General features: G+C 69.8%; 14 protein-coding genes. 9 read left to right on the top strand and 5 right to left on the bottom strand.

Annotation, left to right across the window (positions count from 1 at the left end):
• Window positions 1-13: 13 nt before the first annotated feature.
• From ACFY23_RS24720 to ACFY23_RS24700, 5 genes are all read right to left on the bottom strand, one after another.
• Window positions 14-397 carry a DUF4190 domain-containing protein gene (locus ACFY23_RS24720; RefSeq protein ID WP_350677060.1) on the bottom strand — a complete coding sequence of 128 codons (384 nt, stop codon included), beginning with the start codon at window positions 395-397 and terminating at the stop codon, window positions 14-16.
• Window positions 398-476: 79 nt separating this feature from the next.
• A complete protein-coding gene (locus ACFY23_RS24715; protein WP_350819258.1) occupies window positions 477-1,145 on the bottom strand; it encodes a hypothetical protein in 669 nt (222 codons plus the stop codon).
• 287 nt (window positions 1,146-1,432) lie between these two features.
• Window positions 1,433-2,248 (bottom strand): RNase H family protein, encoded by an 816-nt coding sequence (locus tag ACFY23_RS24710; RefSeq protein WP_350677065.1) that lies wholly within the window; start codon window positions 2,246-2,248, stop codon window positions 1,433-1,435.
• A 35-nt stretch (window positions 2,249-2,283) separates the two neighbouring features.
• Window positions 2,284-2,778 (bottom strand): hypothetical protein, encoded by a 495-nt coding sequence (locus tag ACFY23_RS24705; protein WP_350677066.1) that lies wholly within the window; start codon window positions 2,776-2,778, stop codon window positions 2,284-2,286.
• Window positions 2,779-2,865: 87 nt separating this feature from the next.
• Window positions 2,866-3,396, bottom strand: coding sequence for a DUF4352 domain-containing protein (locus tag ACFY23_RS24700; protein WP_350677068.1), 531 nt, complete (start codon window positions 3,394-3,396; stop codon window positions 2,866-2,868).
• A 103-nt stretch (window positions 3,397-3,499) separates the two neighbouring features.
• On the opposite strand from ACFY23_RS24700, the gene ACFY23_RS24695 reads away from it, so the two are divergent.
• The 9 genes from ACFY23_RS24695 to ACFY23_RS24655 all read left to right on the top strand — a co-directional run bounded on the left by ACFY23_RS24695 (window position 3,500) and on the right by ACFY23_RS24655 (window position 23,799).
• On the top strand, window positions 3,500-5,425 hold the full coding sequence (locus tag ACFY23_RS24695; RefSeq protein ID WP_350677071.1) for an N-6 DNA methylase: 1,926 nt from the start codon (window positions 3,500-3,502) through the stop codon (window positions 5,423-5,425).
• Between the two features lie 37 nt (window positions 5,426-5,462).
• Complete coding sequence (locus tag ACFY23_RS24690; protein ID WP_350677073.1) at window positions 5,463-6,314, top strand: hypothetical protein; 852 nt, start codon at window positions 5,463-5,465, stop codon at window positions 6,312-6,314.
• 166 nt (window positions 6,315-6,480) lie between these two features.
• Complete coding sequence (drmD, locus tag ACFY23_RS24685) at window positions 6,481-9,630, top strand: DISARM system SNF2-like helicase DrmD (RefSeq protein WP_350677075.1); 3,150 nt, start codon at window positions 6,481-6,483, stop codon at window positions 9,628-9,630.
• Entirely contained in the window at window positions 9,627-13,640 is a 4,014-nt protein-coding gene (locus tag ACFY23_RS24680) for an Eco57I restriction-modification methylase domain-containing protein (RefSeq protein ID WP_350677077.1), read from the top strand. Before drmD ends, ACFY23_RS24680 begins: the two co-directional genes overlap by 4 nt.
• Window positions 13,641-13,670: 30 nt before the next feature.
• Complete coding sequence (locus ACFY23_RS24675; RefSeq protein WP_350677080.1) at window positions 13,671-15,254, top strand: exonuclease domain-containing protein; 1,584 nt, start codon at window positions 13,671-13,673, stop codon at window positions 15,252-15,254.
• Window positions 15,255-15,309: 55 nt separating this feature from the next.
• Window positions 15,310-19,155: a DISARM system helicase DrmA gene (drmA, locus tag ACFY23_RS24670; protein WP_350677083.1), complete on the top strand. Its 3,846-nt coding sequence runs from the start codon at window positions 15,310-15,312 to the stop codon at window positions 19,153-19,155.
• Window positions 19,155-21,056, top strand: a complete 1,902-nt coding sequence (locus tag ACFY23_RS24665) for a DUF1998 domain-containing protein (protein ID WP_350819257.1) — start codon at window positions 19,155-19,157, stop codon at window positions 21,054-21,056. The genes drmA and ACFY23_RS24665 overlap by 1 nt, the downstream gene beginning before the upstream one ends.
• Window positions 21,053-21,835: a DISARM system phospholipase D-like protein DrmC gene (drmC, locus tag ACFY23_RS24660; protein WP_350677087.1), complete on the top strand. Its 783-nt coding sequence runs from the start codon at window positions 21,053-21,055 to the stop codon at window positions 21,833-21,835. Before ACFY23_RS24665 ends, drmC begins: the two co-directional genes overlap by 4 nt.
• A 2-nt stretch (window positions 21,836-21,837) precedes the next feature.
• On the top strand, window positions 21,838-23,799 hold the full coding sequence (locus ACFY23_RS24655) for an N-6 DNA methylase (RefSeq protein ID WP_350677090.1): 1,962 nt from the start codon (window positions 21,838-21,840) through the stop codon (window positions 23,797-23,799).
• Window positions 23,800-23,814 lie beyond the last annotated feature (15 nt).

Below are 23,814 nucleotides of genomic sequence, written 5' to 3'. Positions count from 1 at the left end.
ATCCGTCCTCTACTCAGGGGGTGGGGGTGGTCGAGGGAGTGGCCGCGCCGATCAGCCCGCCGAAGAAGACCATGACCGTCAGCAGGACCATCGGGGCGACGAAGACATAGCCGAGGACCAGGCCCGCGACGGCCATGCCTCGCCCCGACTTCGCGTTGTTGCGGGTCTCGTGCAGGCCGACGTGGCCAAGAATGACGGCGAGCAGGCACGGCAGCCCGAACAGGCACCACCCACCGAGGACACCGAGAATCCCGAGCACCATCGACGCCACGGCGACGCCAGAGGTCGGCGACACCTGTACGACAACCGTCGCCGGGTAGCCGTACGGCGGGGGCGGGGCGAGGGCCGGCACCGGCGGCGAAGACTGGTACGGGTCGTAGCCGGACTGGTGGGTCACGGTGACTCCTGTCTGGGTGAACGGATGTGCGGCGCGGGTGCCCTGGAGTCGGAGTTGCTTCGCTGGGGCAGCCAGCGGCTCAGCCGGCGGGGCGCCACTCGCCGCACCTCTCCGAGCTGAACGCGTAGTCCGAGGAACGGATGGTGACCTGCACCCGTCGGGCGCTGTTGGTGAAGTAGTTGTCGATGATCCGGCCGGAGCTGTTCTGCCGCTCCCAGTAGCAGCCCTCGACGTCGGTGGCAACGTACGTGCCCGGCTTGATCTCCTTGCCGACCCGGAAGGTGCCCGGCCCGAACAGTCGGCCCTCCGCCTCGAGCGTGACGTCGGCCTGGCCGCGCCTGACCGCCTCGCGCCACTTCTTCGCATACGGGTGCTTCGGGCAGAGCGTCAGCGCACCGTTTCTCTCAGCAATCTGCCCACGGCTGGCGGCGAACCCCGGCTCGGCGTAGACGTCGTCCGGGTCGACCGCCGCGCAGATCTCGTACAGCGTCGAGATGTCCTGGCCGTCGTAGCCGGACGTCTTGTAGGCGACCTGCTCGGTGACGGTGACAATGGCGACCGTCCCCTCCACCTCGCACGAGCTCGGCTTCGCCAGCCAGACCTGGCTGAAGTCAGGACGCCCGTCCGCGCCGGGGGAGATCGTGAGCACGGAATCCCAGTCCTGACCGGTGTCGCACGAGACGGTGATCGGCCCCTGCTGGGGGACGTTCTTCGGGTCGTCCGGGTACGGGTCGAGCCCGTCGGGCATCCCGTCGCCGTCCCGGTCAGACGGCGGCGTCGGACTGGGCGTCGGGGACGGGCCCGCAGTAGCGGACGGACCGGCCGAGGGCGTGGACGCGCTACCCGTGGCCGTCTGCTCGTCGCCGCAGCCCGTCAGGACGACGGCCGTCAGCGCGGCGGTGGCCAGCGGGACGCCGACCCGGCGGGTGAGCGGGTGCGACCCGGCCCGACGAAGGAGCGAGGAGGCCGGCGACTGAACGACGGCGGCATGGCGGGGCAGGAGCATGACCATCTCCAGGCGTGAGAGTGGGAGTATCAAGGCGCGACGGCGGCATGCCAGTCGCGCAGGAACGCGTCGACCAGGGCGTGCGCCCGCGGGCCCACGTCGAACGGCTCGCCGACCCGGCGGCGCGCCATGTGCGACAGGCCATCGGCGGCCTCGTTGAGGGCGTGCCCGCTGTGCCCCCGCACGTGCGCGAACGACAGGTCCGACCGCCGACCCACCAGCTCGGCGAGCCGTACGAGGGTCGGCTGGTCGGACCACCGGCGCGGCCGCAGGCTGTAGCCGGCCGGCATGGCGGCGGTGTCGCCGCCCTGCCAGCGGTGCAGGTACCGCAGGGCGCTCAGGCTGTCCAGCAGCACCGTCATACCGGCCGGCACCTCGTCGTACCCGGACAGCAGGAACTCGACCGCCCGCAACTCGTCAACCAGCACCCGCGAGGCGCCGGTCGGGTCCATCCGGCCCGCACGCCGGCCGCGCAGGCCGTAGTGGCCGTCGCTGACGACGTACCCGATGCCGCCGGCGTGGCCCTTCCAGCTCGCGTCGGTCGCGGCGACCAGGGTCGCGGACGCACCCGCCCAGCGGCCCACCCGGCCGCGGCCCCGCTGCTGCGGCTGCGGCCGGCAGGCCGTGCCGTGCCCGGCGGCCAGCCGCTCGGCGGAATCGAGCAGCTCGCCGGCCGAGGCGAACGCGTCGTAGTGGGCCGCAGTGAGGGACAGCGTCACCGCGTCGGCGATCCGCTGGCAGTCCGGGCAGCGGCTCAGCCGTACGTAGGTGCGCAGCGCGAAGGCGCGCTCGCGCAGCGGATCGGGCAGCAGGTCCAGGGAGCGGATGAACTCGTCACGACGCACGACGCCTCCTTGACGTGGGAGTGGGTAGGTGGTGATCAGTCCGCGAGCGTGAAGACCATCTGGACGCCGCTATCCGGGTGGTAGCTCCACGAGGCGCGGATTTCGTCCCACTCGCCGGACCGCCGTCCGTCCAGCGCCCTGGTCGCTTCGACCTCCGCTCGCACGGAGTCCGGCATCTCCAATGCGGACCAGTAGCACTCAAGCTGGTCGAGGCTCAGGCCGCTGGTTTCCTTGCCGAGGCTGCGCAGGGTCAACGTGCTGCCGTCGTCACCCAACCTCGCGTAGTCGTCCGACGCGGCCCCGCACGTCTGGCGAGCCGCCTCGAGCGGGGACTGCCGGTTGACGAGTGTGAAAGCGATGCCAGTCGCCAGGAGTGCGAGGGCCACCGCGGCTACCACGATCAGCACACGGCGGCGCCTCCGTCGAGGCTGCGTGGGCCAGGTCTCGGGGATGAACGGCATCCCGGGTTGTGAAGACTCGCACGGCTCCTGGGAATGGTGCGCCGGCATCGGGTTGGTCTGGTCGGTCATGGTGGTCTCCGCTGTTGGCTGACGGGTGGGGGTTGCGTCGGAAGCAGTGGGGCGGGCGGATCGCCCGCCCCGACCGAATGCGAGAGGTCAGCTCAGCGCGACAGTGACGCCGCCGGAGAACATTGAGTCGTGCAGCTCGAGCTTGGTGAGCTTGACGTTCTTCGGAATGTCGAAGACGAAGACGCCGGTCACCTGGTTGCCGGGGTTGATCTCCTCGAAGAAGGTGCTCTGGTCCTCGTTGGCGTAGAGGCCGGCCTCGGTGTCGGACGAGTACTCGGTGCCGTCCGCGGCGTAGGCCTTCTGGCTGCCGCCGTCCAGCAACTGCGCCTCCTTGCCGATGTTCTTGACGTTGACCGTGACCAGGCAGAACTGGCCCTGAGCCTTGTCGCCGAGCATCGAGGTGCCGACCTTGGTGACGCCGCACTTGGACGACTTCACCGTGAACTCGAACTTCCCGTCCCGGGCCGGCTGGCCGATCTTCGCGGTCTTCGCCGCCTTCTCCTCGCCCTTCGGGGCGGCGCTGTCACCCGAGCTGCTGGCCTCGTCGGTGGAGCCAGCGCCGCAGCCCAGCGCGACGAGGGCGGTAGCGATCAGGGCGAGGGTCGTGGTCTTGCGCATCGTTGTCCTCCTGGTGTGAACCGTGGCGGCGTCAATAACAGCATCGTTCGAGAACGGTGTCAACAGACGTTACGAACCTTGACGGGTGTGCGAGACTGCTGACGTGAAGACACCGACCGTCACCGCTGCGGAGATCGCCCGGCTCGCCGGGGTCGGTCGCGCAGCCGTCAGCAACTGGCGCAAGCGGCATCCCGACTTCCCGGCCCCGGTGGGCGGCACCACGGCCAGCCCAGAGTTCGACCTCATGGAGGTCGAGCAGTGGTTGCGCGGCCAAGGCAAGCTTCCCGAGCTGTCCCGGGTCGACCGGCTCTGGCAACACCTCGCCGTGTCCGAGGAGGCCCCGGCCTCCGCGCTCGCCACCGTCGGTGCCGTCCTGCTCGCCCGTCAACGCGGCGAACGCCCGGTCCTCGATCGGGCCGATGCCGAGATGGCCGCTCTCCTGCCAGACATCGACGCCCTCGTCGACGAGATGGGCCCCCAGGCCACCTTCGACGAACTGTGGCGACGCTTTTCCGCGCCCGGCCCCGGCCGACCCTTCGCGACCCCCGACGAGCTGGCCGACCTCATGGCCGAGCTCGCCGGTGTGGCTGGCGGGTCCGTCCTCGACCCGGCCGCCGGTTCCGGCGCCACACTGCGGGCCGCCGTCCGCGCCGGCTGCAATTCCGCCTACGGGCAGGAACTCGACCGCGACCTCGCCAGGCTCGCCGGGATCTGGCTCGCCCTACGGGGCGTGCCTGGAGAGGTCTGCCCCGGGGATTCACTCCGCGCCGACGCCTTCGCCGACCGCACCGTCGACGCCGTCGTCTGTCACCCGCCGTTCGGTGCCACCAACTGGGGCGACGAGGAGTTGGGACACGACCCGCGCTGGATCGTCGGCTCCACGCCCCGTACCGAGCCGGAGCTGGCCTGGGTACAGCACGCCCTGGCCCGCCTGCGAATCGGCGGGCATGCCGTTCTGCTGATGCCACCCACAGTCGCCGGCCGGCGAGCCGGCAAGCGGATCCGCCATGAGCTGCTGCGTAGAGGCCACCTCCGCGCGGTCATCGCGCTTCCCGCAGGGGCGGCCCCACCGCACGGCGTACCGCTGCACGTGTGGGTGCTGCGGCGGGCTGCGGTCGACGCCCCGGCACCGGCGCGGGTGCTGCTGGTCGACGCCGCCGGCGAGGACCTGGCGGTGGCGTTCCCCCGGGTCCTGGCCACATGGCGGCGGTTTGCCGAGGCGCCGGACGCGGAGATCGAGGAGGCGGGCTTCGCTCGTACGGTCCCGGTGATCGAGCTGCTCGACGAAGAGGTCGACCTCACTCCCGCCCGCCGGCAATCTGCGGCGGAAGCGGAGCCGGCAGGGCAGCATCTGGCGCGGACCAGGAAGCGGCTCGCCGCTGTCATCGGCGACCTGCCGAAGATGATGCCCCAGGTCGCGCCAGCACCGGACCAAGCCACTGCGCCGCTCACACTCTCAATCGCAGAATTGGCCCGCACAGGCGCCCTGCAACTCATCGGCCCAATCCGCCTGCTGTCAGGCCAAGACGAGAGCCGCCTGGCAGAGGAGCCGGTGGGCGGGCTGGTTCTTACCGGGCTGGACGTCATCGAAGGCCGGGGGGCATCCGGGCAGGAGGAAAGGCTGGCGGAACGCGTTCCCCTGATGAGCGGAGACGTCGTCGTACCGGCGGCGGCGCGTCACCTGATCGCGCGGGTGATCCCGTCGAACGGGCTGCTCCTGGGCGCCAATCTCTATTTGCTGCGGCCCAACCCCGCCGCGCTCGACTCCTGGTTCCTAGCCGGGCAGTTGCGCAGCTCGGCCAACGACAAGCAGACGACGAGCTTGGCGCGTACGCGGATCGACATCCGGCGAGCGCAGGTTCGGCGCCTGCCGCTTGACGAACAGCAAGCCTACGGCGACACCTTCCAGAGGCTCAGCGCCTTCGAGTCGGCGTTCAAGGACGTGGGGTCGCTTGCCGCGGAACTGGTCCGCCTGACGGCGGACGGCCTGGTGGCGGGCACCTTGCGCCCCGACACCCGGGCGAAGTGAACCGTCTCCTACCCCCAGCGCACGCAAGGAGAATCGGATGAAGCTGCCGGACAACGCCTCGGAGTGCGACGCGGGAGTGGTCGAGGGCGGCCTGTGTGCCGCCGAGCGGACCTGGCTCGAGGAGCTGCGGCGTGCGCTGGAAGCTGGGCGTGGCGACAGGTCCCGCGAGCCTGAGGACCTGGTGAACGACCACGCGATCGAGGTCGTGCCCGCGTGGTGGGCGGACTACGCCGAGGATCTGCCGTTCGACACGGACACCGACGATCCGCAGCTCCTGACCAGGGGCGACGTGACGGACACGGCTGGGGATTGCCGCAGCCGGCGACCCTGGCTGCCACTGCTGGTCACCTCGTTCGCCTGGGGCTGGGGTAAAACCGGCTACGGGTCCAGACGACTTGACCGGATCATGAACGCGGATCAGACGGCCTCGGAAACCTTCCGCGATGACATCGATAATCGGCTGTCCGCAGCCGTGGAGATGCTGGATCGCGAGGGCGCAGTGGCAGCCTACGACCTGTTGCTGCGGAATGGGCGCATCAGGGGGCTCGGCCCCGCCTTCTTCACCAAGTTCCTCTACTTCGCGAGCCGCGCCAGCACCGAGCAGTGCCGGGCGCTGATCCTGGATGCCCGGCTGGCGCGGCAGATGCGCGGCTTCTGGGAGCGACGTGCCGACCAGCCGTACGCGGCGAACGGCCGACCCGCCGAATGGCTCTGGCGGGGCCCCAGGTGGTCGGCCTATCGCTACCAGGTTTACGGGGCCTTCATGTGTCGGGCCGCAGCTCAACTGTCCGAGTCAGGGCGGCGTTGGACGCCCGAGCTGGTGGAGCTGCTGCTCTTTCGGAACGACCCGGGCGAGGCACTGGACCAGCACTGTCGCCAATTTGACTGACCGGTCGGATTGACCGGCTTCTGAGGTGGTGGTCTTCTTGCTGTCCGTCATTGACGTGTGAACTGAACAAACAAGCCTTTCGGATGGCTCCGGCCACGTCATGGCCGGCGTACGGTGCCTGGCGGACTAAAAGGGGTGTGGGAAGCATGGGGGGACGATGCCGAGCGTGACGACGGCAAAGCCGGCGATCGGCGCACTGGTCTCGGTGCGAGGCCAGCGGTGGGTGGTCAGCGACGTCCAGGACGGCGAGCACAGCAGCTTGGTCAGCCTGCAGAGCGTCGAGGACGGCCGCTACGGCCACACCCTCGACGTCATCTGGGAGATCGAGCCCGGCCGGCAGGTGCTGCCCAGCGGCTCGCTGCCCGAGGTCGTCGAAGCGAAGTTCGACTCGCCCCAGCGGCTGGCCGCCTTCCTGGACGCCGTCCGCTGGTCGGCGGTCACCTCGGCCGACGTGAAAACCCTCCAAGCGCCGTTCCGCTCCGGTGTCGCGATCGAGGACTACCAGCTCGAACCGGTCGCCCGCGCGGTCGACGCGCCCCGCGTCAATCTCCTGCTCGCCGACGATGTCGGACTTGGCAAGACCATCGAGGCCGGCCTGGTCGCCCAGGAGTTGCTGCTCCGCCACCGCGCTCGCCGCATCATGATCGTCTGCCCGGCGGGCCTGACGATCAAGTGGCGGGACGAGATGGCCGAGAAATTCGGCCTCGACTTCACCGTCATTGACTCCGAGCGCTGCGCCGCCGTACGCCGCAGCCACGGCTCGGCCGCGAACCCGTTCGAGGTCTACCCGCAGAGCATCGTCAGCCTGCCCTGGCTGCGCGGGCAGAAGGCTCAGCGCCTCCTCGACGAGGTGCTGCCCGCCGACGGACCGACCTACCCCCGCACCTTCGACCTCCTCATTCTCGATGAGGCGCACCACGTCGCCCCGGCCGCGCCAAAGCAGGTCTACGCGGTCGACTCGCAGCAGACCAAGCTGATCAGGCGGATCGCCCCGCACTTCACCCACCGGCTGTTCCTCTCGGCCACCCCGCACAACGGCTACCAGGCGTCCTTCACCGCACTGCTGGAAATCCTCGACAACCAGCGGTTCGCCCGCGGCGTCAAGCCGGACCAGGCCGCGGTGAAGGACACGGTCGTACGCCGGTTGAAGCGCGACATCGAGAACCCGGACGGCACCCCCCGCTTCGTCGAGCGGAAGGCCATGTCGATCCCGGTCGCCTACCCAGAGGACGAGCGGCAGATCCACGCCCTGCTCACCCAGTTCGCCGAGCTGCGCCGCAAGCGGCTCAACTCGCAGCGCGGCCGCAAGGCCACCGACCTGGTGACGCTGCTGCTCAAGAAGCGGCTCTTCTCCAGCCCGGCCGCATTTGCCCACACGGTCCGCGTCTACCTCGACACGCTGGCCACGAAGAAGGGCTCACCGGCCCTGATCGCCGGTGACGACGTGCCGGAGTGGATGGACGAGTTCATGGACGACCTCGCCACCTACGACGACGAGCAGCTCGCCGAGGCCGAGGACGACGCCCTGAACCGGGTCCGGCCCATGCAACCCGACCCGACCTCCGACGAGACCGCCCTGCTGGAGAAGATGCTCGACTGGGCGGAGGCCAAGGAGGCGCAGCCCGACGCCAAGGCCCGCGAGCTGATCAACTATCTGACCGCGATCTGTAGGCCCGACGGCCGGCACTGGACCAACGAGCGCGTCGTCGTGTTCACCGAGTACCGCGACACCCAGCTGTGGCTCGCGGACCTGCTCCGGCAGGAGGGCCTCGGCGGTGACGGGCTCGCGCTCCTGCACGGCGGCACCCCCGCCGACGAGCGGGAACAGACCCGCCTCGCCTTCCAGGCCCACCCCACTGACCGCCCGGTACGCATCCTGCTCGCCACCGACGCCGCCAGCGAGGGCATCGACCTGCAGAACCACTGCCATCGGCTGGTCAACTACGACATCCCGTTCAACCCCAACAAGCTGGAGCAGCGGATCGGCCGGATCGACCGGTACGGGCAGACGGTCAACCCGGAGATCCAGCACTTCGTCGGCACCGGCTTCGGCAAGCCGGTCGACTCCTTCGAAGCCGACCTGGAGTTCCTGTCCCGTGTCGCCACGAAGGTCGCCCGGATGGAGGAGGACCTCGGCTCCGTCAACGCCGTCCTCTCCGACGCCGTGCAGCGCCGAATGCTCGGCGAGCAGGTCGGCGTCGACATCGACAAGGCCGGCAAGGGCAAGACCGGCGGCAGCCTCCCGATCGAGTCGAACCTGCGCGAGCAGGTCCGCCGGCTCCGCGCCGACCTCGACAAGACCGTCGAGGAACTCGGCATCACCCCGTCGGCCGTCAAGCGGGTCGTCGACACCGCTCTGGAACTGGCCCGCCAGCAGCGACTCGAGCGGCACACCGACGACAAACACCTGCTCGACGGCCTTTACCTGGTGCCGCCGCTGACCGGCTCCTGGCAGCGCGCTGGCGCCGGCCTTACCGCCAAGCTCCAGGACGACGACGAGCCGCCTCGCCAACTCCCGGTCACCTTCGACCCGCAGGTGGCCAAGGAGGACCGTGACGGCATCGTCCTCGCCCACCTCAATCACCCCCTCGTGGCGATGTCGACCCGGCTGCTGCGCGCCGCCGTCTCCAACCCCGACATCGGCCTGCACCGAGTCAGCGCCGTCGTTAGCGACGACCCGGCGCTGGAGGACGTGCTCGTCGGGGCGTACTCCCGGTTTGTGCTGGTCGGCGCGGACGGCGTCCGGCTGCACGAGGAGGTCCTCTACGCCGGCGGCTGGGCGCCCGAGCAGGGCCGCTTCCGCCGCCTGGAGAACCTGGGCACGCTTGGCGGCACCCTCGACCGCGCTCTCACCACCGGCACCCCCGCCTCGCCGATTGTGCAGAGGCGGCTCGCCGAACGCTGGCCCCGGGTCGCCGACGGCCTGCTCGCCGCAATCGACTGGCGGACCAACACGCGGCATGAGGCGCTCGACCGCAAGCTCAAGCAGCGGCTTGAAGCCGAGCAGCAGCGCATCAGGCACAACCTTGACCAGTTCGCCGCCACCCTGCGCGGCGCCCTCGCCACGCCCGAGGAGAGCGGCGGCGGCCAGGACTCACTGTTCACAGCCGAGCAACTCGTGGCGATGAGCAAGAGCAAGGAAGAACTCGCCCAGTACCGCAAGGACCGCCAATCCTGGGAGGAACGCTTGTTGGCCCTCGGAGCCGAGCGCGACCGCGAACTCGCCGCCGTCGACGCCCGCTACCGCGACCCGAAGCCCCACCGGTTCCCGGTCGCTGTGGTCTTCGTCGTACCGAAGCGGGAGGCCACCCGATGAGCCGCACCTTCCGCCGCCCGGCCCCCGACGGTGCCGAGCAGCACCGCAACTGGCTGAGCCTGGTCGACGTCAGCGGCCCGTTCCTCAGCCTGCCGGTGCTGCGCCGCACCTGGCCCACCCTTGACGCCCTCGACAAAAAGGCCCGCGAGCGGCTGCGCCAGGAGCACACCACCTGGCAGGCCGACACCGCTGCGGGCCAGCGGGCCTGGACTGGGTACGTGCTGGGCGAGTTGCTCGGCTGGGGCGACACGCTGCACGAGGACGGCCTGGACACGCTCGCCTACACCGTGGCGGAGCACGACACCGAGCTGCGGCCGTCGTTCGTCCTGGTTGAGCCGGGGGAGGAGGTCAAGCCGGACAGCGTACGGCTGCTCGGCCTCATTTGTCCGCCCGGCCAGCAGCCGACCGCGCGCATCAAGGATTCGACCTGGGCCGCAACCCCGGGCGACCGGCTCGCCCACCTCTGCCGCCACCACAACATCGAGCTGGGCCTCGCCACCGACGGTCGCTGGTGGACGCTTATCTGGGCGCCCCGCGGCGGTGTCACCACCACCGCCACCTTCGACACCGTCTCGTGGCCCGAGGCGGCCGAGCGGGACGTGGTCCGGGCCTTCGTCTCGCTGTTGTCCCGTCGCCGGTTCTTCAGCGTGCCCGACGGCGAGCGGCTGGTGCCGCTGCTGCGGGACAGCCTGGGCAGCCAGGAGGAGATCACCGAGGCGCTCGGCGTCCAGGTCCGCCGGGCCGTCGAGCTGCTCGTTGCCGCGATCGGCCGCATCGACGTACGCGAGCGGGAGTCCGGCGGGCGTGGCCTGGCCGACCAGGAGGCGCACGAGGTCTACCGCGGCGCGGTCTCGGTGATGATGCGGATCGTCTTCCTGCTCTTCGCCGAGGAGCGCAAGCTGCTCCCCGCCGACAACGAGTTGTACGCGACGGCGTACTCGGCCGGCCGGCTCTGCGCCGAGCTGGAACAGCGGGTCACCGAGGGCACCGAGGAGGACCTGGAGCACAGCTCCGCCGCCTGGCACCGGCTGCTCGCCCTTTTTAACGCCGTATACCACGGCATCGACCACCTCCGCCTCAAGCTCCACGGCCACGACGGCTCGCTTTTCGACCCGAAGCAGCACGCGTGGCTGCCGCTCACCATCGACGACCGGACCGTGCTGCACATGCTGCGGTCGGTGCAGTACGTCGAGGTCGGCACCGGCCGGTCGCGGGAGCGCCGCACGGTCAGCTTCCGCACCCTCGACGTCGAGCAGATCGGGTACGTCTACGAGGGTCTGCTCTCCTTCGAGGGCTTCCGGGCTCAGGACGTGACCGTTGGCCTGATCGGCAAGGAAGGGCTGGAAGAAGAGGTCGCGCTTCCCGACCTGGAGGCGCTGCGCGAGCGGCACGCCGACGTGCCAGCGCTGGCCAAGGCGCTCGCGGAGAAGTACAAGGACTCGAAGATCGGGTCGGTGGCGGCGCTGACGAAGAAGCTGGCACCGTTGGACGGAATGGAGCGCGAGGAGGCCCGCAAGAAGCTGCTTGCTGTGACTGGCGGGGACTACCAGCTCTCCGAGCGGCTCCTGCCGTTCTTCGGCCTCCTTCGTGAGGACCTGCGGGGCCTGCCCGTGGTGATCCTGCCGGGGGCGCTCTTCGTCACCGAGTCGGCGCTGCGTCGCAACACCGGCACCCACTACACGCCGCGCTTCCTCGCGGAGGAGGTGGTCGAGGGCGCGCTTGAGCCGCTGGTGTATGAGCCGGGGCCGTTGCAGACGGCGGACAAGTCGCAGTGGAAGCCCAAGTCCAGCAAGGAGATTATCGCTCTCAAGGTCGCCGACATCGCCATGGGGTCGGCGGCGTTCCTCGTCGCGGCGGCCCGCTACCTGGCCGGGCACCTGATCGAGGCGTGGTCGCGGGAGGGCGACGAGCGGGCGCTCGCCCACCAGCAACGCGACGTCGACCATGCGGTGGACGGCGACGACGATCCGCTGGTCATTGAGGCGCGACGGCAAATCATCGAACACTGCCTGTACGGGGTGGACATCAACCCGATGGCCGTGGAGATGGCGAAGCTGTCCCTCTGGCTGGTGTCCATGGACCCGCAGCGCCCCTTTACCTTCCTCGACGACCGTCTCGTCGCCGGCGACTCGCTGCTCGGTGTCGGAAACGAGGCGACGCTACCCGGGCGAGCGGGACGAGACCTGCGGCTCGACCGGGACATTTCCCAGGCCCTGGAGCTACGGCGCCGACTCGCTAAGCTACCCGACCAACAGGACACCTTGGTTGAGAAGCGGCGGCTTCTTGTCGACGTGCACGCCGTTCGGGAGCGGGCTGACGCGTACGCCGACCTCGTCGTCGGAGCGTCGCTCGCCTCGGTCAAGCGCGGCCAGGATCCGATTGTCATCGCCGAGCGAGTAGGCAAGCTGGCCCAACATCTTGCTCAGGGTGGCGAGCCAGAATTGCTTGTCGAGCAGGCCCGGTCGTGGCTGGCTCTCGACCAGCCTGATGGTGCGTTTGATCGAAACCCGCTGCACTGGCCGTTGGAGTTCCCCGAGGTGTTCGAGCAGGGCGGCTTCGACGCCGTCATCGGCAACCCGCCGTTCCTTGGCGGTCAAAAGCTCACGGGTGCGCTGGGTCCGGCCTACCGGGAGCTGCTGATCAGCGGGATCGGCCGGCGCGCCCGGGGCAGCGCCGACTTAGTCGCCTACTTCCTACTCCGGGCGCATGATCTGCTCAACCGGGCCGGGCAGACCGGTCTGATAGCCACCAACACGCTGGCCCAGGGCGACACCCGCGAGGTGGGTCTCGATCAGGTTGTCACCGGTGGAGCCACCATTCGCCAGGCAATCAAGAGCCGGCCCTGGCCGTCGCAATCCGCCGCGCTGGAGTTCTGCGCCGTCTGGACCAGCCGGGCCGAACTCGGTGACACCGTCGAACGGCGCATCGACGGGGTGGTGGTTTCCGCCATCACGCCTTCGCTGGGTGCAGAGTCGCGGGTGACCGGTAATCCGCATCGCCTACAGAGCAACGGCGGAATCTCCTTCCAGGGATCGATCGTGCTGGGGCTCGGCTTCACGGTGGAGCCGGACGAAGCGGCTGCGCTGATTGCCAAGGACGGTCGCAACCAAGACGTCCTCTTTCCCTACCTGAACGGGCAGGACATTAACTCTCGTTCCGACTGCTCGGCGAGCCGCTGGGTCGTCAACTTTCACGACTGGACGGAGGAGAGAGCAAGGACGTATGCCGATGCTTTCCATATTGTCGAGATGAAGGTGAGGCCGGAGCGGCAACGGCGGAACCCCGATGGGTCTTTTGTTCTCCGAAGGCCACTCCCTGAAAGGTACTGGCATTACGCCGAAAAGCGCCCAGGAATGGTGGCAGCTATCGGCAGTCTAAAGCGGGTCATTGTGATAACGAGGCACACGAAGACCGTCATGCCGGTAATGGTTCCGACGGGGCAGGTGTACAGCGATGCCACCGTGGTCTTTGCGGCGGAGGACACTGCCATGCTGGCGCTGCTGTCGAGCGCGCCGCACTACTGGTGGGCGGTCAGCCGCGCGTCGTCCATGAAGGCAGACCTACGCTACACCCCGTCGGATGTGTTTGAGACGCTTGCGCTACCGGAGTTGAAGCCTGAGCTGCGGGCGCTGGGGGACCGGCTGGACAAGTGCCGCCGGGACGTAATGCGCAGCCGCCAGGCTGGGCTGACGGCGACGTACAACCTGGTGTTCGACCCGGCCTGTCAGGACGACGACATCGTGGAGTTGCGTCGAATCCACCGCGACATCGACGAGGCGGTCTGCCGTGCCTACGGGTGGGATGACCTCGTCGGACAGGGCCTTGACCACGGTTTCCACAAGGCCGGCGCCTACACCCGCTACACCATTGGGCCCGCCGTTCAGCGCGAGATCCTTGACCGGCTGCTGGAGCTGAACCACCAGCGCTATGCCGAGGAAGTGGCGCGAGGGCTGCACGACAAGAAGAAGACCGGCCGCAAGGCCAAGTCCACCCAGGCAGGCCTGTTCTAACTCTCGCCCCTCGTCCGGAGGTAGCTCCCCGTGTTCGTCCGCGGTCAACTCACCCGCCAGCGCGGCGTCGACCCGCGTGCCCTAACGTTCGCCGTTCTTGATCTGCAAACCACCGGTCTGCATCCCAAGCAGGGTTCTCGCGTCTGCGAGGTTGGGATCGTCCGGATGCGCGGCGACGGGGTCGTCCTCGATGAGTACTCAACGCTGGTCAACCCTGGCCTGCGGATCAGCAACGACGAGTTTCACGGGATCGCGAACGCGGATGTTCAGCATGCCCCGAGGTTCCAGGACGTCGCGGGGGATGTGCTGGCCTACCTGAGCGACTCCGTCGTGGTGGGCCACAACCTGGACTTCGAGGAGAAGTTCCTGGTCGCCGAGTTCGGCCGCTTGAACGTCACCCTCGCGCAGGTTCCGGGGCTCTGTTCGCTTGTCACCTCCCGGGTCCAACTCGACCGGTGGGGCTACAAGCTGGAGAACATCGCCAACCTCATCACCGACGAGTGGCCGGCGGCGCTGCACTCCGCGCTCGGCAACGCGAGAGCCCTCGCCGCAATGCTCGCGAAGCTCATCGCGCAAGCGCCGCAGCCGCTGTACTGGCTGGGTCCGCCGCCGGCGCCGCTGCCTCAGCTGCCGCGCAGCGGTACCATCGCTCCGCGAGCCGTTGGGCTCCGCAAGGGCAGCGAAGGGTGGCTCGCCACCCTGACGGCACGGCTGCCGCGCATGGCGTACTCCCCGCAGCCACGACCGGACGGCCTGCGTGACTACCGGGCGCTGCTCGCCCACGCGCTCGCTGATGGCCGGATCGTCGGCGAGGAGGCAAACCAGCTTGCGGTCCTCGCCGCCCGCGCCGGACTGACCCAGACGACGGCACGTCAGGTCCATGAGGAGTTCCTGGCCGGGGCTCGGGCCCGCGCCGAGGCCGACGGCGTAGTGACGACGGCGGAGCTGAGAGAGTTGCAGCGCGCGGCGAAGGAGCTTGCGGCGTCGCATCTCATCAGCGACCTGGAGGAGGCCGCCTCGGCGAACCGCGCCAGAAGCAACGGACCGCTGAAGAGCTGGCGGATCATGCCGGTCGGCGATTCGGCCGCCGTCACAGACGTGGTCGACTTCGCCGTCGAGCACGGGGCAAAGGTCGCGGTCAACCTCACTAAGACGGTCCGGCTGGTCATCTGTGACCGTGCCGCGGAGAACGATCCGCGGATCGCCAAGGCCCTCGCTGCCGGTGTCGACGTGGTGTCGCCGGATCAGGCGCGGAAGCGCTTGGAGGTCGAGGTGGCGACGGTTCCCGGCGGGCTGTTCACCGATCCACGCGGTGAGCAGGTCGCCAACCGGCTCGCCGCCGAGCAGGCTGCCGCAACCCGGCCCGCTCGTCCCGAGTGGCACGAGTTCTGGCGCCCACGTGAGCTGACTGCCGCCGAGTACCACGCGATGTTCGTCGAGCGACACGAGGACTGGGACGAGATCCACACGATTCGAATTACCGTGCCCGCCACGCACAACAGGCAGCCAGTGATGCCGACTGCCGCCAAGAAGAGCGGGTGCGCGGCTGTCATCGCCGTCGGCGGCGCGATCGTGGTCGGTGTTGCCGAACTTGTCCGGCAGGTAGTCGCATGAGGCGCTGTGAACTCCGGCCCGACGCAGTGCACATTCCCAAGCTGAGGAGGCTCTCGTGACGGTTGACGTGCAGGGCGGGCTCTTCCCGCATCCCCGCGGCGAGCAGCAGGCGCTGTCCCTGTCCGGGGCGGAGGACTCGGGCCAGGACCAGTCCGCGTTGATTTCGGCGCTCGACGTGTCGCAGGCCTTCCCCGAGGCCACGTCCTATCAGGTCCGCGACGAGCTGGAGGAGCTGATCGGGCGGGACCTGCTCGGGCCGTGGGGCGGTGAGCACGAGGAGTTCCGCCCCGGCGCTATGGGGCCGCGCGAGCGGTACCTCGTCGGCATGCTCGGCCCGAAGCAGCGGCCGCGTACCGAGCGGCGTGACTCGTCTGAGGTGCACGACGTGGACGCCGCCGTCCAGGGCGACGGCAGTGAGGCCGAGTTGCCCGAGGTGGTCACCCCGCAGAACCTCGGCAAGATGTGGGCCTCCTCGATGGGGCTGTCGTTCGCCGTCGCCGAGGACACCGACGTGCTGGCGGTGACCGCCGAGTGGGGCCGCTATGACCTGCGCGAGTCGGAGGACGAGAAGGGCAAGAAGCGCCGCGTCTGGTACCGCGAGCCGGTCTCCTACGCGAAGGAGGTGCGGCTCGACGGGGAGACCTCGTACCGGATCCCGCTCACTGTTCCCAACCAGGATGAGCCGGGGGTGCACCTCTCCGTCGAGGTCCGGCCGCGCGACGGCCGGCGTGTGGTGCAGCTCGCGCTGATCAACACGCAGCTCGAACCGGAGAGCAACGCCGACACCGCGTGGCTCTTCCAGTCCGCGCTCACGGTGACCGCACTGGACGGACACGCCGCCGTCTTCCTCCCCATCGACGACCCGCTCGACGGGGTGAAGGGCGCCGGCGACGACCTGGAGGAGGCGCACCTGCGCCTGCTCTACCGGTTGCAGCGCCGCTACGCCTCCGGCCGCAACGTCGCCGTCCACCCCTGGGTGCGCGACGGCGAACGCTGCGCCCACAAGCTCTTCACCACCTGGCTGCCCACCTACAATGTCCCCGCCACCGTCGCCCCGGTCGGTAAGGGCACGCCGCTGGCCGGTGTCGAGCTGTCCATGGACGCCCTCGCCACCGCCGACATCGACCGACTCCGCACCAAGCTGGCGCCGCTCGCCGACGGGTACGAGGCCTGGCTCGACGACGAAGCCGCAAAGATTGCCGACCTGCCCGAGGCGCTCCGCGAGGCCGCCCAGACCGCCCTCATGAACGCCGAGAAGGCGGCGAAGCGCATCCGCGCCGGGATCGCGTTGCTCACCAACCCGGAGGCGGACAAGCACGCCGACGCGCTGGCCGCGTTTCGCTTCGCCAACGCGGCCATGGCGTTGCAGCGCCGCCACAGCGAGGTCGCGCGGCTTCGGGAGGAGAAGGGCCTGTCGTACGCGAAGGCGAAGGCCGACGTCGACGCGCGTGGCGCCGCAGCCGCTTCCTGGCGGCCCTTCCAGCTCGCGTTCGTGCTGCTCAACCTGCCGTCGCTGACCGATCCGGCGCATCCCGAGCGAGCTGCCAACCGGGACGCCACCGTCGATCTGCTCTTCTTTCCTACCGGTGGTGGCAAGACCGAGGCATACCTGGGCCTGACCGCGTTCACCTTCGCCATCCGCCGGCTTCAGGGCGTGGTCGGCACGGGAGCGGACGCCCGCAGCGGCGAGGCCGGTGTCGCGGTGCTTATGCGCTACACGCTGCGGCTGCTCACCGCCCAGCAGTTCCAGCGGGCCGCCGCGCTGATCTGCGCGGCCGAGGTGCTGCGCCGGCGCGACGAGCGCGCCTGGGGCAAGGAACCGTTCCGCATCGGGCTCTGGGTCGGCGGGGGCGTCTCGCCGAACTGGTTCGACGAGGCGGCCGAGCAGATCGCCGAGGCGCGCGAGGCGGGTCACGGCAAGTTCACCAACGTCCTCCAGACGCTGAGCTGCCCGTGGTGCGGGTCGAAGCTGCGCGCCGAGCGGGACCTGGAGCCGAAGGAAGACCTGCGCCGCGTCCTGCTCTTCTGCTCCGAGGCCGAAGGCGTGGACGCCTGCCCGTTCTCCCGCACCCGCAGCAGCGAGGGCCTGCCGATCCTCACGGTTGACGAGGAGATCTACCGGTACGCCCCCAGCCTGGTCATCGCCACCGTCGACAAGCTCGCCCAGCTCCCGTGGCGCGGCTACGCCGGTCTGCTCTTCGGGCGGGTGCGCGAGCGCTGCCCCCGGCACGGCTACCGGCACGACGACCTCGACGCACGGACAAGCTGCGGTGCCCGGCACAACAAGAAGGGCAGCCTGGAGGCGGTCACCAGCCAGCCGGTGGTCCGGCTGCGCCCACCGGACCTGATCATCCAGGACGAGCTGCACCTCATCTCCGGCGCGCTCGGCACCGTGGTCGGTCTCTTCGAAGCGGCCGTCGACCAGCTCTGCACGTGGCCGCTGCCCGGCGGCGGCGAGGCCGGACCGAAGATCGTCGCCTCCACGGCCACTACCAAGCGGGCCCGGGAGCAGGTGCTCGGAGTCTTCGGCCGGGACCTGGCAGTGTTCCCGCCGCCGGTCATCGACATCACCGACACCTTCTTCAGCCAGCAGGTGCCGGTCACCATCGCCGATCCGGGCCGCCGCTACCTCGGCGTCTGCGCCCACGGCGTACGTATGAAGTCCGCCGAGATCCGGGTCGCGGAGATCCTGCTACTCGCCGGGCAGACCCTGTTCGACAAGTACGGAGTGCCCGCCGACCCGTACATGACGACGGTCGGCTACTTCAGCGCCACCCGCGAGCTGGCCGGCATGCGTCGCCTCCTGGACGACGACGTGACCACGCGCGTCCGCACCCACGGCCGACGCAAGGACCTCTCCGACCGGCTCGTCGGGCCGAGCATGCTGAACGTGCAGGAGCTGACATCCCGGATCTCGTCCGGCGACATCAGCGACGTGCTGAAGCGGCTGGAGATCGGCTTCGACTCGGAGATCGACACGACCGCCCGGCGGAAGGCGATCTTCGAGGACATGCGGGAGGCCATGAAGGCCAAGACGGCCTCCAACCCGCGGCTCAAGCTGCACCCGGTGACCGACCGCTTCTACAAGCGGCAGAACGAGGGCCAGCTCCCGGTCGACGCGGTGCTCGCCACCTCGATGCTCCAGGTCGGTGTGGACGTGTCCCGGTTCGGTCTTATGGTGGTCACCGGCCAGCCGAAGAACACCGCCGAATACATCCAGGCGTCCTCCCGCGTCGGCCGTGACGCCCGCCGCCCGGGTCTGGTGCTCACCCTCTACAACTGGACCCGCCCCCGGGACCTCGCGCACTACGAAGACTTCGAGTACTACCACGCCACCTTCTACCGGCAGGTGGAGGCGCTGTCGGTCACCCCGTACACCCGGCGAGCCCTGGACCGGCAGACCACCGCGACCCTGGTCGCGGCCGTGCGAAACGCGGAGGAGGCCTTCTCGCGTAACACGGACGCCCACGATGTGCCGCTCGACGGCCCCGAGGTGCAGCGGGTCGTCAGCCGGTTCCTTCAGCGGGCCGAGGACATCGCTGGTGACCGCGGCCGGGACTACCTCCTTGAGCGGATCAACCGGCTGCGGGACGTGTGGAACGAGCGGAAGACCGGCGCCACCCGGCTCGGCTATGCCGACGGGACCTTCAAGCAGCAGAAGCTCGACGGCCTGCTCACCGTGGCCGGTGGCGAGCGGTGGACCGAACGGACTGTCGGGCAGTCGATGCGCGAGACGGAGAACGAGATCAACCTCGTGCTGCCGGCCGGGGAGAAGATCTGCGACGCGCAGTACGGGGCGCCGGAGTGGTCGTTCGGGCCGCCGAGCGACGACGTGCGGGACGAGGATCTGCCCGACGGTGACGAGCTGGGCGAGTCGACCCTGGCGGGGAAGGGGAACTGATGGCGAGCAAGCACTTCCGGCGGGTTGGCTCCGTCCGGCCCAGCCACCTGATGTTCACCACTGGCGTCGGCGCGATCGTCGACCTGCCGAACTTCTCCGTGCTGGTACGCGGCCTCGACGACTGGAACCACGACGCGGTGCCTGACTGGGAGCCGATCGCCGAGCCCCGGCTCCTCGCCGCTGTCCGCAAGCTGCTCAAGCAGAAGTCCATCAAGGAGTTGCGGCCAGCGCCCTGGATGGACGGCGCCGATCAGCAGCCCAACGGCCTGGCGGCCAAGGTCGGCGTGCCGATCACACCCTTCCCCGGTTGGCTGCGCTGCACGGCGTGTGACGAACTGGCCCCGATCGAGGGCGGAGTCTTCGGCTTCGAGAACTCGAAGGCTCGCAAGCCCCACGAGGCGCGGTTTTTCCACACGGTCTGCGGGCGGAAGAAATCCGGCCGGCGGCCGATGGCGGTGGCGGCCCGCTTCGTGCTGGCCTGCACGGCCGGGCACCTAGACGACTTCCCGTATGCCCAGTACGTGCATCAGGGCGGCAGCTGTCCCAACGCCAGCCACCCGAAGCTGCGGATGGACGACCGGGGTGGCAACCTCGGCGCCAACGTCGAGATTCGGTGCGTGCCGTGCGGCGCGCGCCGCAACATGAAGGAGGTGCTCGGTCAGCGCGGCGCGTACAAACTGCCCCGCTGCCGGGGCCGGCGGGCGCACCTGGGCGACTTCGAGCCGGGGGAGTGCAAGGGAGACCTGAAGCTCCTGGTGGTTGGCGCGTCCAACCAGTGGTTCGCGCAGACGCTCTCCGCGTTGGCAGTGCCCCGCACCGGGGCGAGCGAGCTGCAGACCAAGGTCGAGCAGCATTGGAAGCCCTCACTGGAAGGCGTTCCCGGCGTCGACATGCTGCCCTACCTGAGGACCGTCGTGCCGGCCCTGCGGGAATTCGACCGATGGACCGACGAGCAGATTTGGGCGGCCATCGAGCGGCAGCGCAGCGGCCCCAAGAGTGACGACGACGAGAAGGGCGACCCGGACCTGCACACCCCGGAGTGGGAGATCTTCTCCGCCGGTGAGCTGCCGCCTGCCACGCCTGATTTCACATTGCGGCGGGACCCGAACGGCGTGCCCGGCCAGCTCAAGGAGATCTACGCCGACGTCATCCAGGCCGAGCGGCTGCGCGAGGTCCGCGCGCTGGTCGGCTTCACCCGCCTGGACGCCCCCGACCCGATGGACCCCGATCTCGTCCTGCGAGCACCCCTGAGCAAGGCCACGCCGACCTGGGTACCGGCGAGCGAGGTGCGCGGCGAGGGAATCTTCCTGCGGCTTCCCGAGGACCTCCTTGTCGAGTGGGAACGCCGGGTCACCGACACCGAGACCATGGAGACGCACCGGGAGGCGTACGGGCGGTTCCGGGAGAGCCGCTTCTCCGGGCGCATCAGGGGCGGCTTCGACCGGATGCGGCACTGGCCGGGGGAGCGGTACTTCGCCCTGCACACCCTGTCGCACCTGCTGATCCGCACCATCGCGCTGGAATGCGGCTACAGCTCGGCCAGCCTGTCGGAACGCATCTACACCGGTACACCAGAGGACCCGCAGCGGGCCGGCATCCTCATCTACACGGCCGTGCCGGACGCTGAAGGGACGCTCGGCGGCCTGGTGTCGCTCGCGGAGCACGACGCGCTGGTCCGCCTCACCCGCCGAGCGCTGAGTGACGCCATGCATTGCTCGTCCGACCCGCTCTGCGCCGAGCGGCTGCCGCACCATCCGGAGGAGTTCCTGCACGGTGCCGCCTGTCACGTCTGTCTGTTCGTCTCCGAGACGACCTGCGAGCGTGGCAACCGGTTCCTGGACCGGCGGTTCGTCGTACCGATCGACAAGCCGGACCTGGCGCTCTTCCCCGAGCTGCCATGACGTGGCACCCGGCGTTCGAGGCGGCGGCCGAGGCCACGGTGAACCGGCTCGGCCCGGGACACCTGCGGGTGCTGGCCGACCGCCTCGGCGACGGCTCGCCGGAGCAGGCCGTCCGGCACGCCGTGCCGGTGCCCGGTTTCGCGGAGGCGGCCGGGGCGGTGCTCGCCGCGCAGCGCGCCTCCGGGTTGAGGAGCGCTGAGGCGGCGTCCTACCTGCGGGGCTTGGCGGCGGGGCACGCGCAGCGGTCGGCGGCCGTGCGGATCGAGTCGGTGTGGAGCGGGCCGAGCACCCATCCGGTGCCGGTCCGCTCGACCGCACAGGTGCTGGTCGACCTAGTCGCGGAGGCCCAGACCGAGCTGCTGCTGATGACGTACTCCGCCAAGCCCTATCCGCCGCTTCTGGCGGCTCTGACGGCGGCGGTCACCCGCGGGGTGGCGGTGAATGTGGTGGTCGAGACACTGGCTGGGGCGGGTAGAGCGTTACAGGGTGCGGAACCGGCGGCAGCCTTCGCGAATCTGCCCGGGGTGCGGTTGTGGCACTGGCCGGTGGAGCGGCGGGCCGAGGATCACGCCAAGATGCACGCAAAGATCGCAGTCGCCGATCGCCGGGTGTTACTGGTGTCCAGCGCCAATCTGACCCAGTCCGGGGTCAACCGGAACATCGAGGCGGGGCTGCTGATACGCGGCGGCCCGGCACCGCAGCGGGCGGCCGAGCACATCGCCGAGCTCCAGAGCCGGGGGGTGCTGGCCCGGCTCCAGACGTCCGGGCAGGGGTGGTGACAGTGCCGGGTTCGGACGGCGCGACCGTCGCCGCTGGCGACATCGCTCGGCTGGCTGGCGTCGGGCGGGCGGCGGTCAGCAACTGGCGGCGGCGCTTCCCCGACTTTCCGCAGCCCGTCGGCGGCAGCTCGGCGAGCCCGCTGTTCGCCTTCGCCGAGGTCGAGGCATGGCTGAGTCGACACGACAAGCCGTTCCGGCTCACCCCCGCTGACCGGGTGTGGCAGCTCCTCCGAGGTGCCGCCGCCGAGCTGGAACTGGGGGACAGGATCGGCAACCTCGGTGGCTTCCTGGCCTTCCTCGAGCGGAACCCGGCAGCGTGGAGGAGACTCGCCAGCCAGCCGGACGCCGTGGTGGCGGAACGGCTGGCCGAGACGTTGCGAACGGGTGTCCCGGAGTTCGCGCACCTCATCACCGACGCGCCGCGCCCGGACACGGTGACCATCGTCCGGTTGGCCGCCGCGGCGGCAGACGGAGAGGGACCGCGGGCCGTCTTCGACTTCCTCTGCGAGCGGTATCTGGAGGTCCACTCCCGCCGTCACACCGTCACACCAGCCCCCCTCGGCGCTCTCATGGTCGCGCTGGCCGCGTCAGAGGCCGACACCGTGCTCGACCCGGCCTGCGGGATTGGGACCCTGCTGCTCGCTGCCGCAGGGAGCAAAGCCCAGAGGTTCTGCGGTCAGGATGTGAACCCGACGGCAGCCCGCATCGCGAGTGCGCGGCTTCTGCTGCACGGCGGGGACGCCCGAGTTACCGTGTCGGACTCGCTGCGATCCGATGCGTACACCGGCGACCTGTTCGACGCGGTGGTGTGCAACCCGCCCTTCGGTGACCGGTCCTGGGGCCATGACGAGCTGGCCGGCGACGCGCGCTGGGAGTTCGGCCTGCCGCCCCGAGGGGAGCCGGAACTCGCCTGGGTGCAGCACTGCCTTCAGCACGTCAAGCCCGGGGGGCTGGTGGCCATCCTCATGCCGAGGGCCGCCGCCAGCAGGCGTGCCGGCCGCCGCATCCGGGGTAACCTCCTCCGCGCCGGAGCGCTGCGGGCGGTGATCTCTCTGGCGACGACCGGACCGACCGGGGCAGTGGCACCGGACCTGTGGCTGATGCGGCGTCCCGACGGAGCGCCGCGCCCCGGCGAGGTCCTGCTGGTCGATGCCAGTTCCGAACCCGCGCATGCGATAGCGGCCTGGGGCGCATTCGCCGCTGGGTCGGAGCTGCCCGCAGGGAGTCGGGCGGTCCCGATCATCGACCTGTTGGATGACGACGTGGATTTCGCCCCGGCCAGCCACCTGACCGTCGCCCCGCCCTCGTCGGCCTTTCCCTCCGCTCTGGCGTCGCTGAACGCCGCCGTCGATGCTCTCGTCGCGACCCTGCCGGACCTGACCAGCATTGAGTCACCGGACGCTCCGGCGATGACCACCGTCGGCGAGTTGGTCAGGACAGGCGCGGTCACCATCCGGCAGGCCCCGATCAAGATGGGGGCCGACGAAGACGGACCAATGCCCGTGCTCACCGCTCGGGACGTACGCCTAGGGGACCCCGCCTCCGGGACAGCGAAGGCCCTGCCCGGCGCCGTGACCGTACGGGCAGGCGACGTGGTGATCCCGCTGACGCCGCGCGCGCCCGCCGTGCGCGTCGTCACTGACGGCGGCCCGCTGCTCGGCCCGCGGCTCTATCTGGTCCGAGTCGACCCGGAGCAGGTGGATCCGTACTTCCTGGCCGGCTTCCTGCGGACCGCACAGCGCGCCGGCTCAAGCGGATCGTCGCTCGGTGGAAGGATCGATATCCGGCGGACCCGCCTGCCCCGGTTGCCCCTACGCGAGCAGCGCACCATCGGCGAGGCGTTCCGGCGACTGATGGGCTTCGAGGCGCGACTGCGGGAGGCGGGTGCGCTGGGGGAGGAACTCATCGAGCACGGGTTCCTCGGCCTCTCCGACGGGACCCTACACCCGGCGAAAGCGGACTAGCCTGCCCATGCTGAG

It is taken from the genome of Micromonospora sp. NPDC000121 (genome assembly GCF_042899165.1).
GTDB lineage: Bacteria > Actinomycetota > Actinomycetes > Mycobacteriales > Micromonosporaceae > Micromonospora.
Note: the sequence above shows the minus strand (reverse complement) of the source record. Positions and strands in the feature narration are given on the sequence as shown.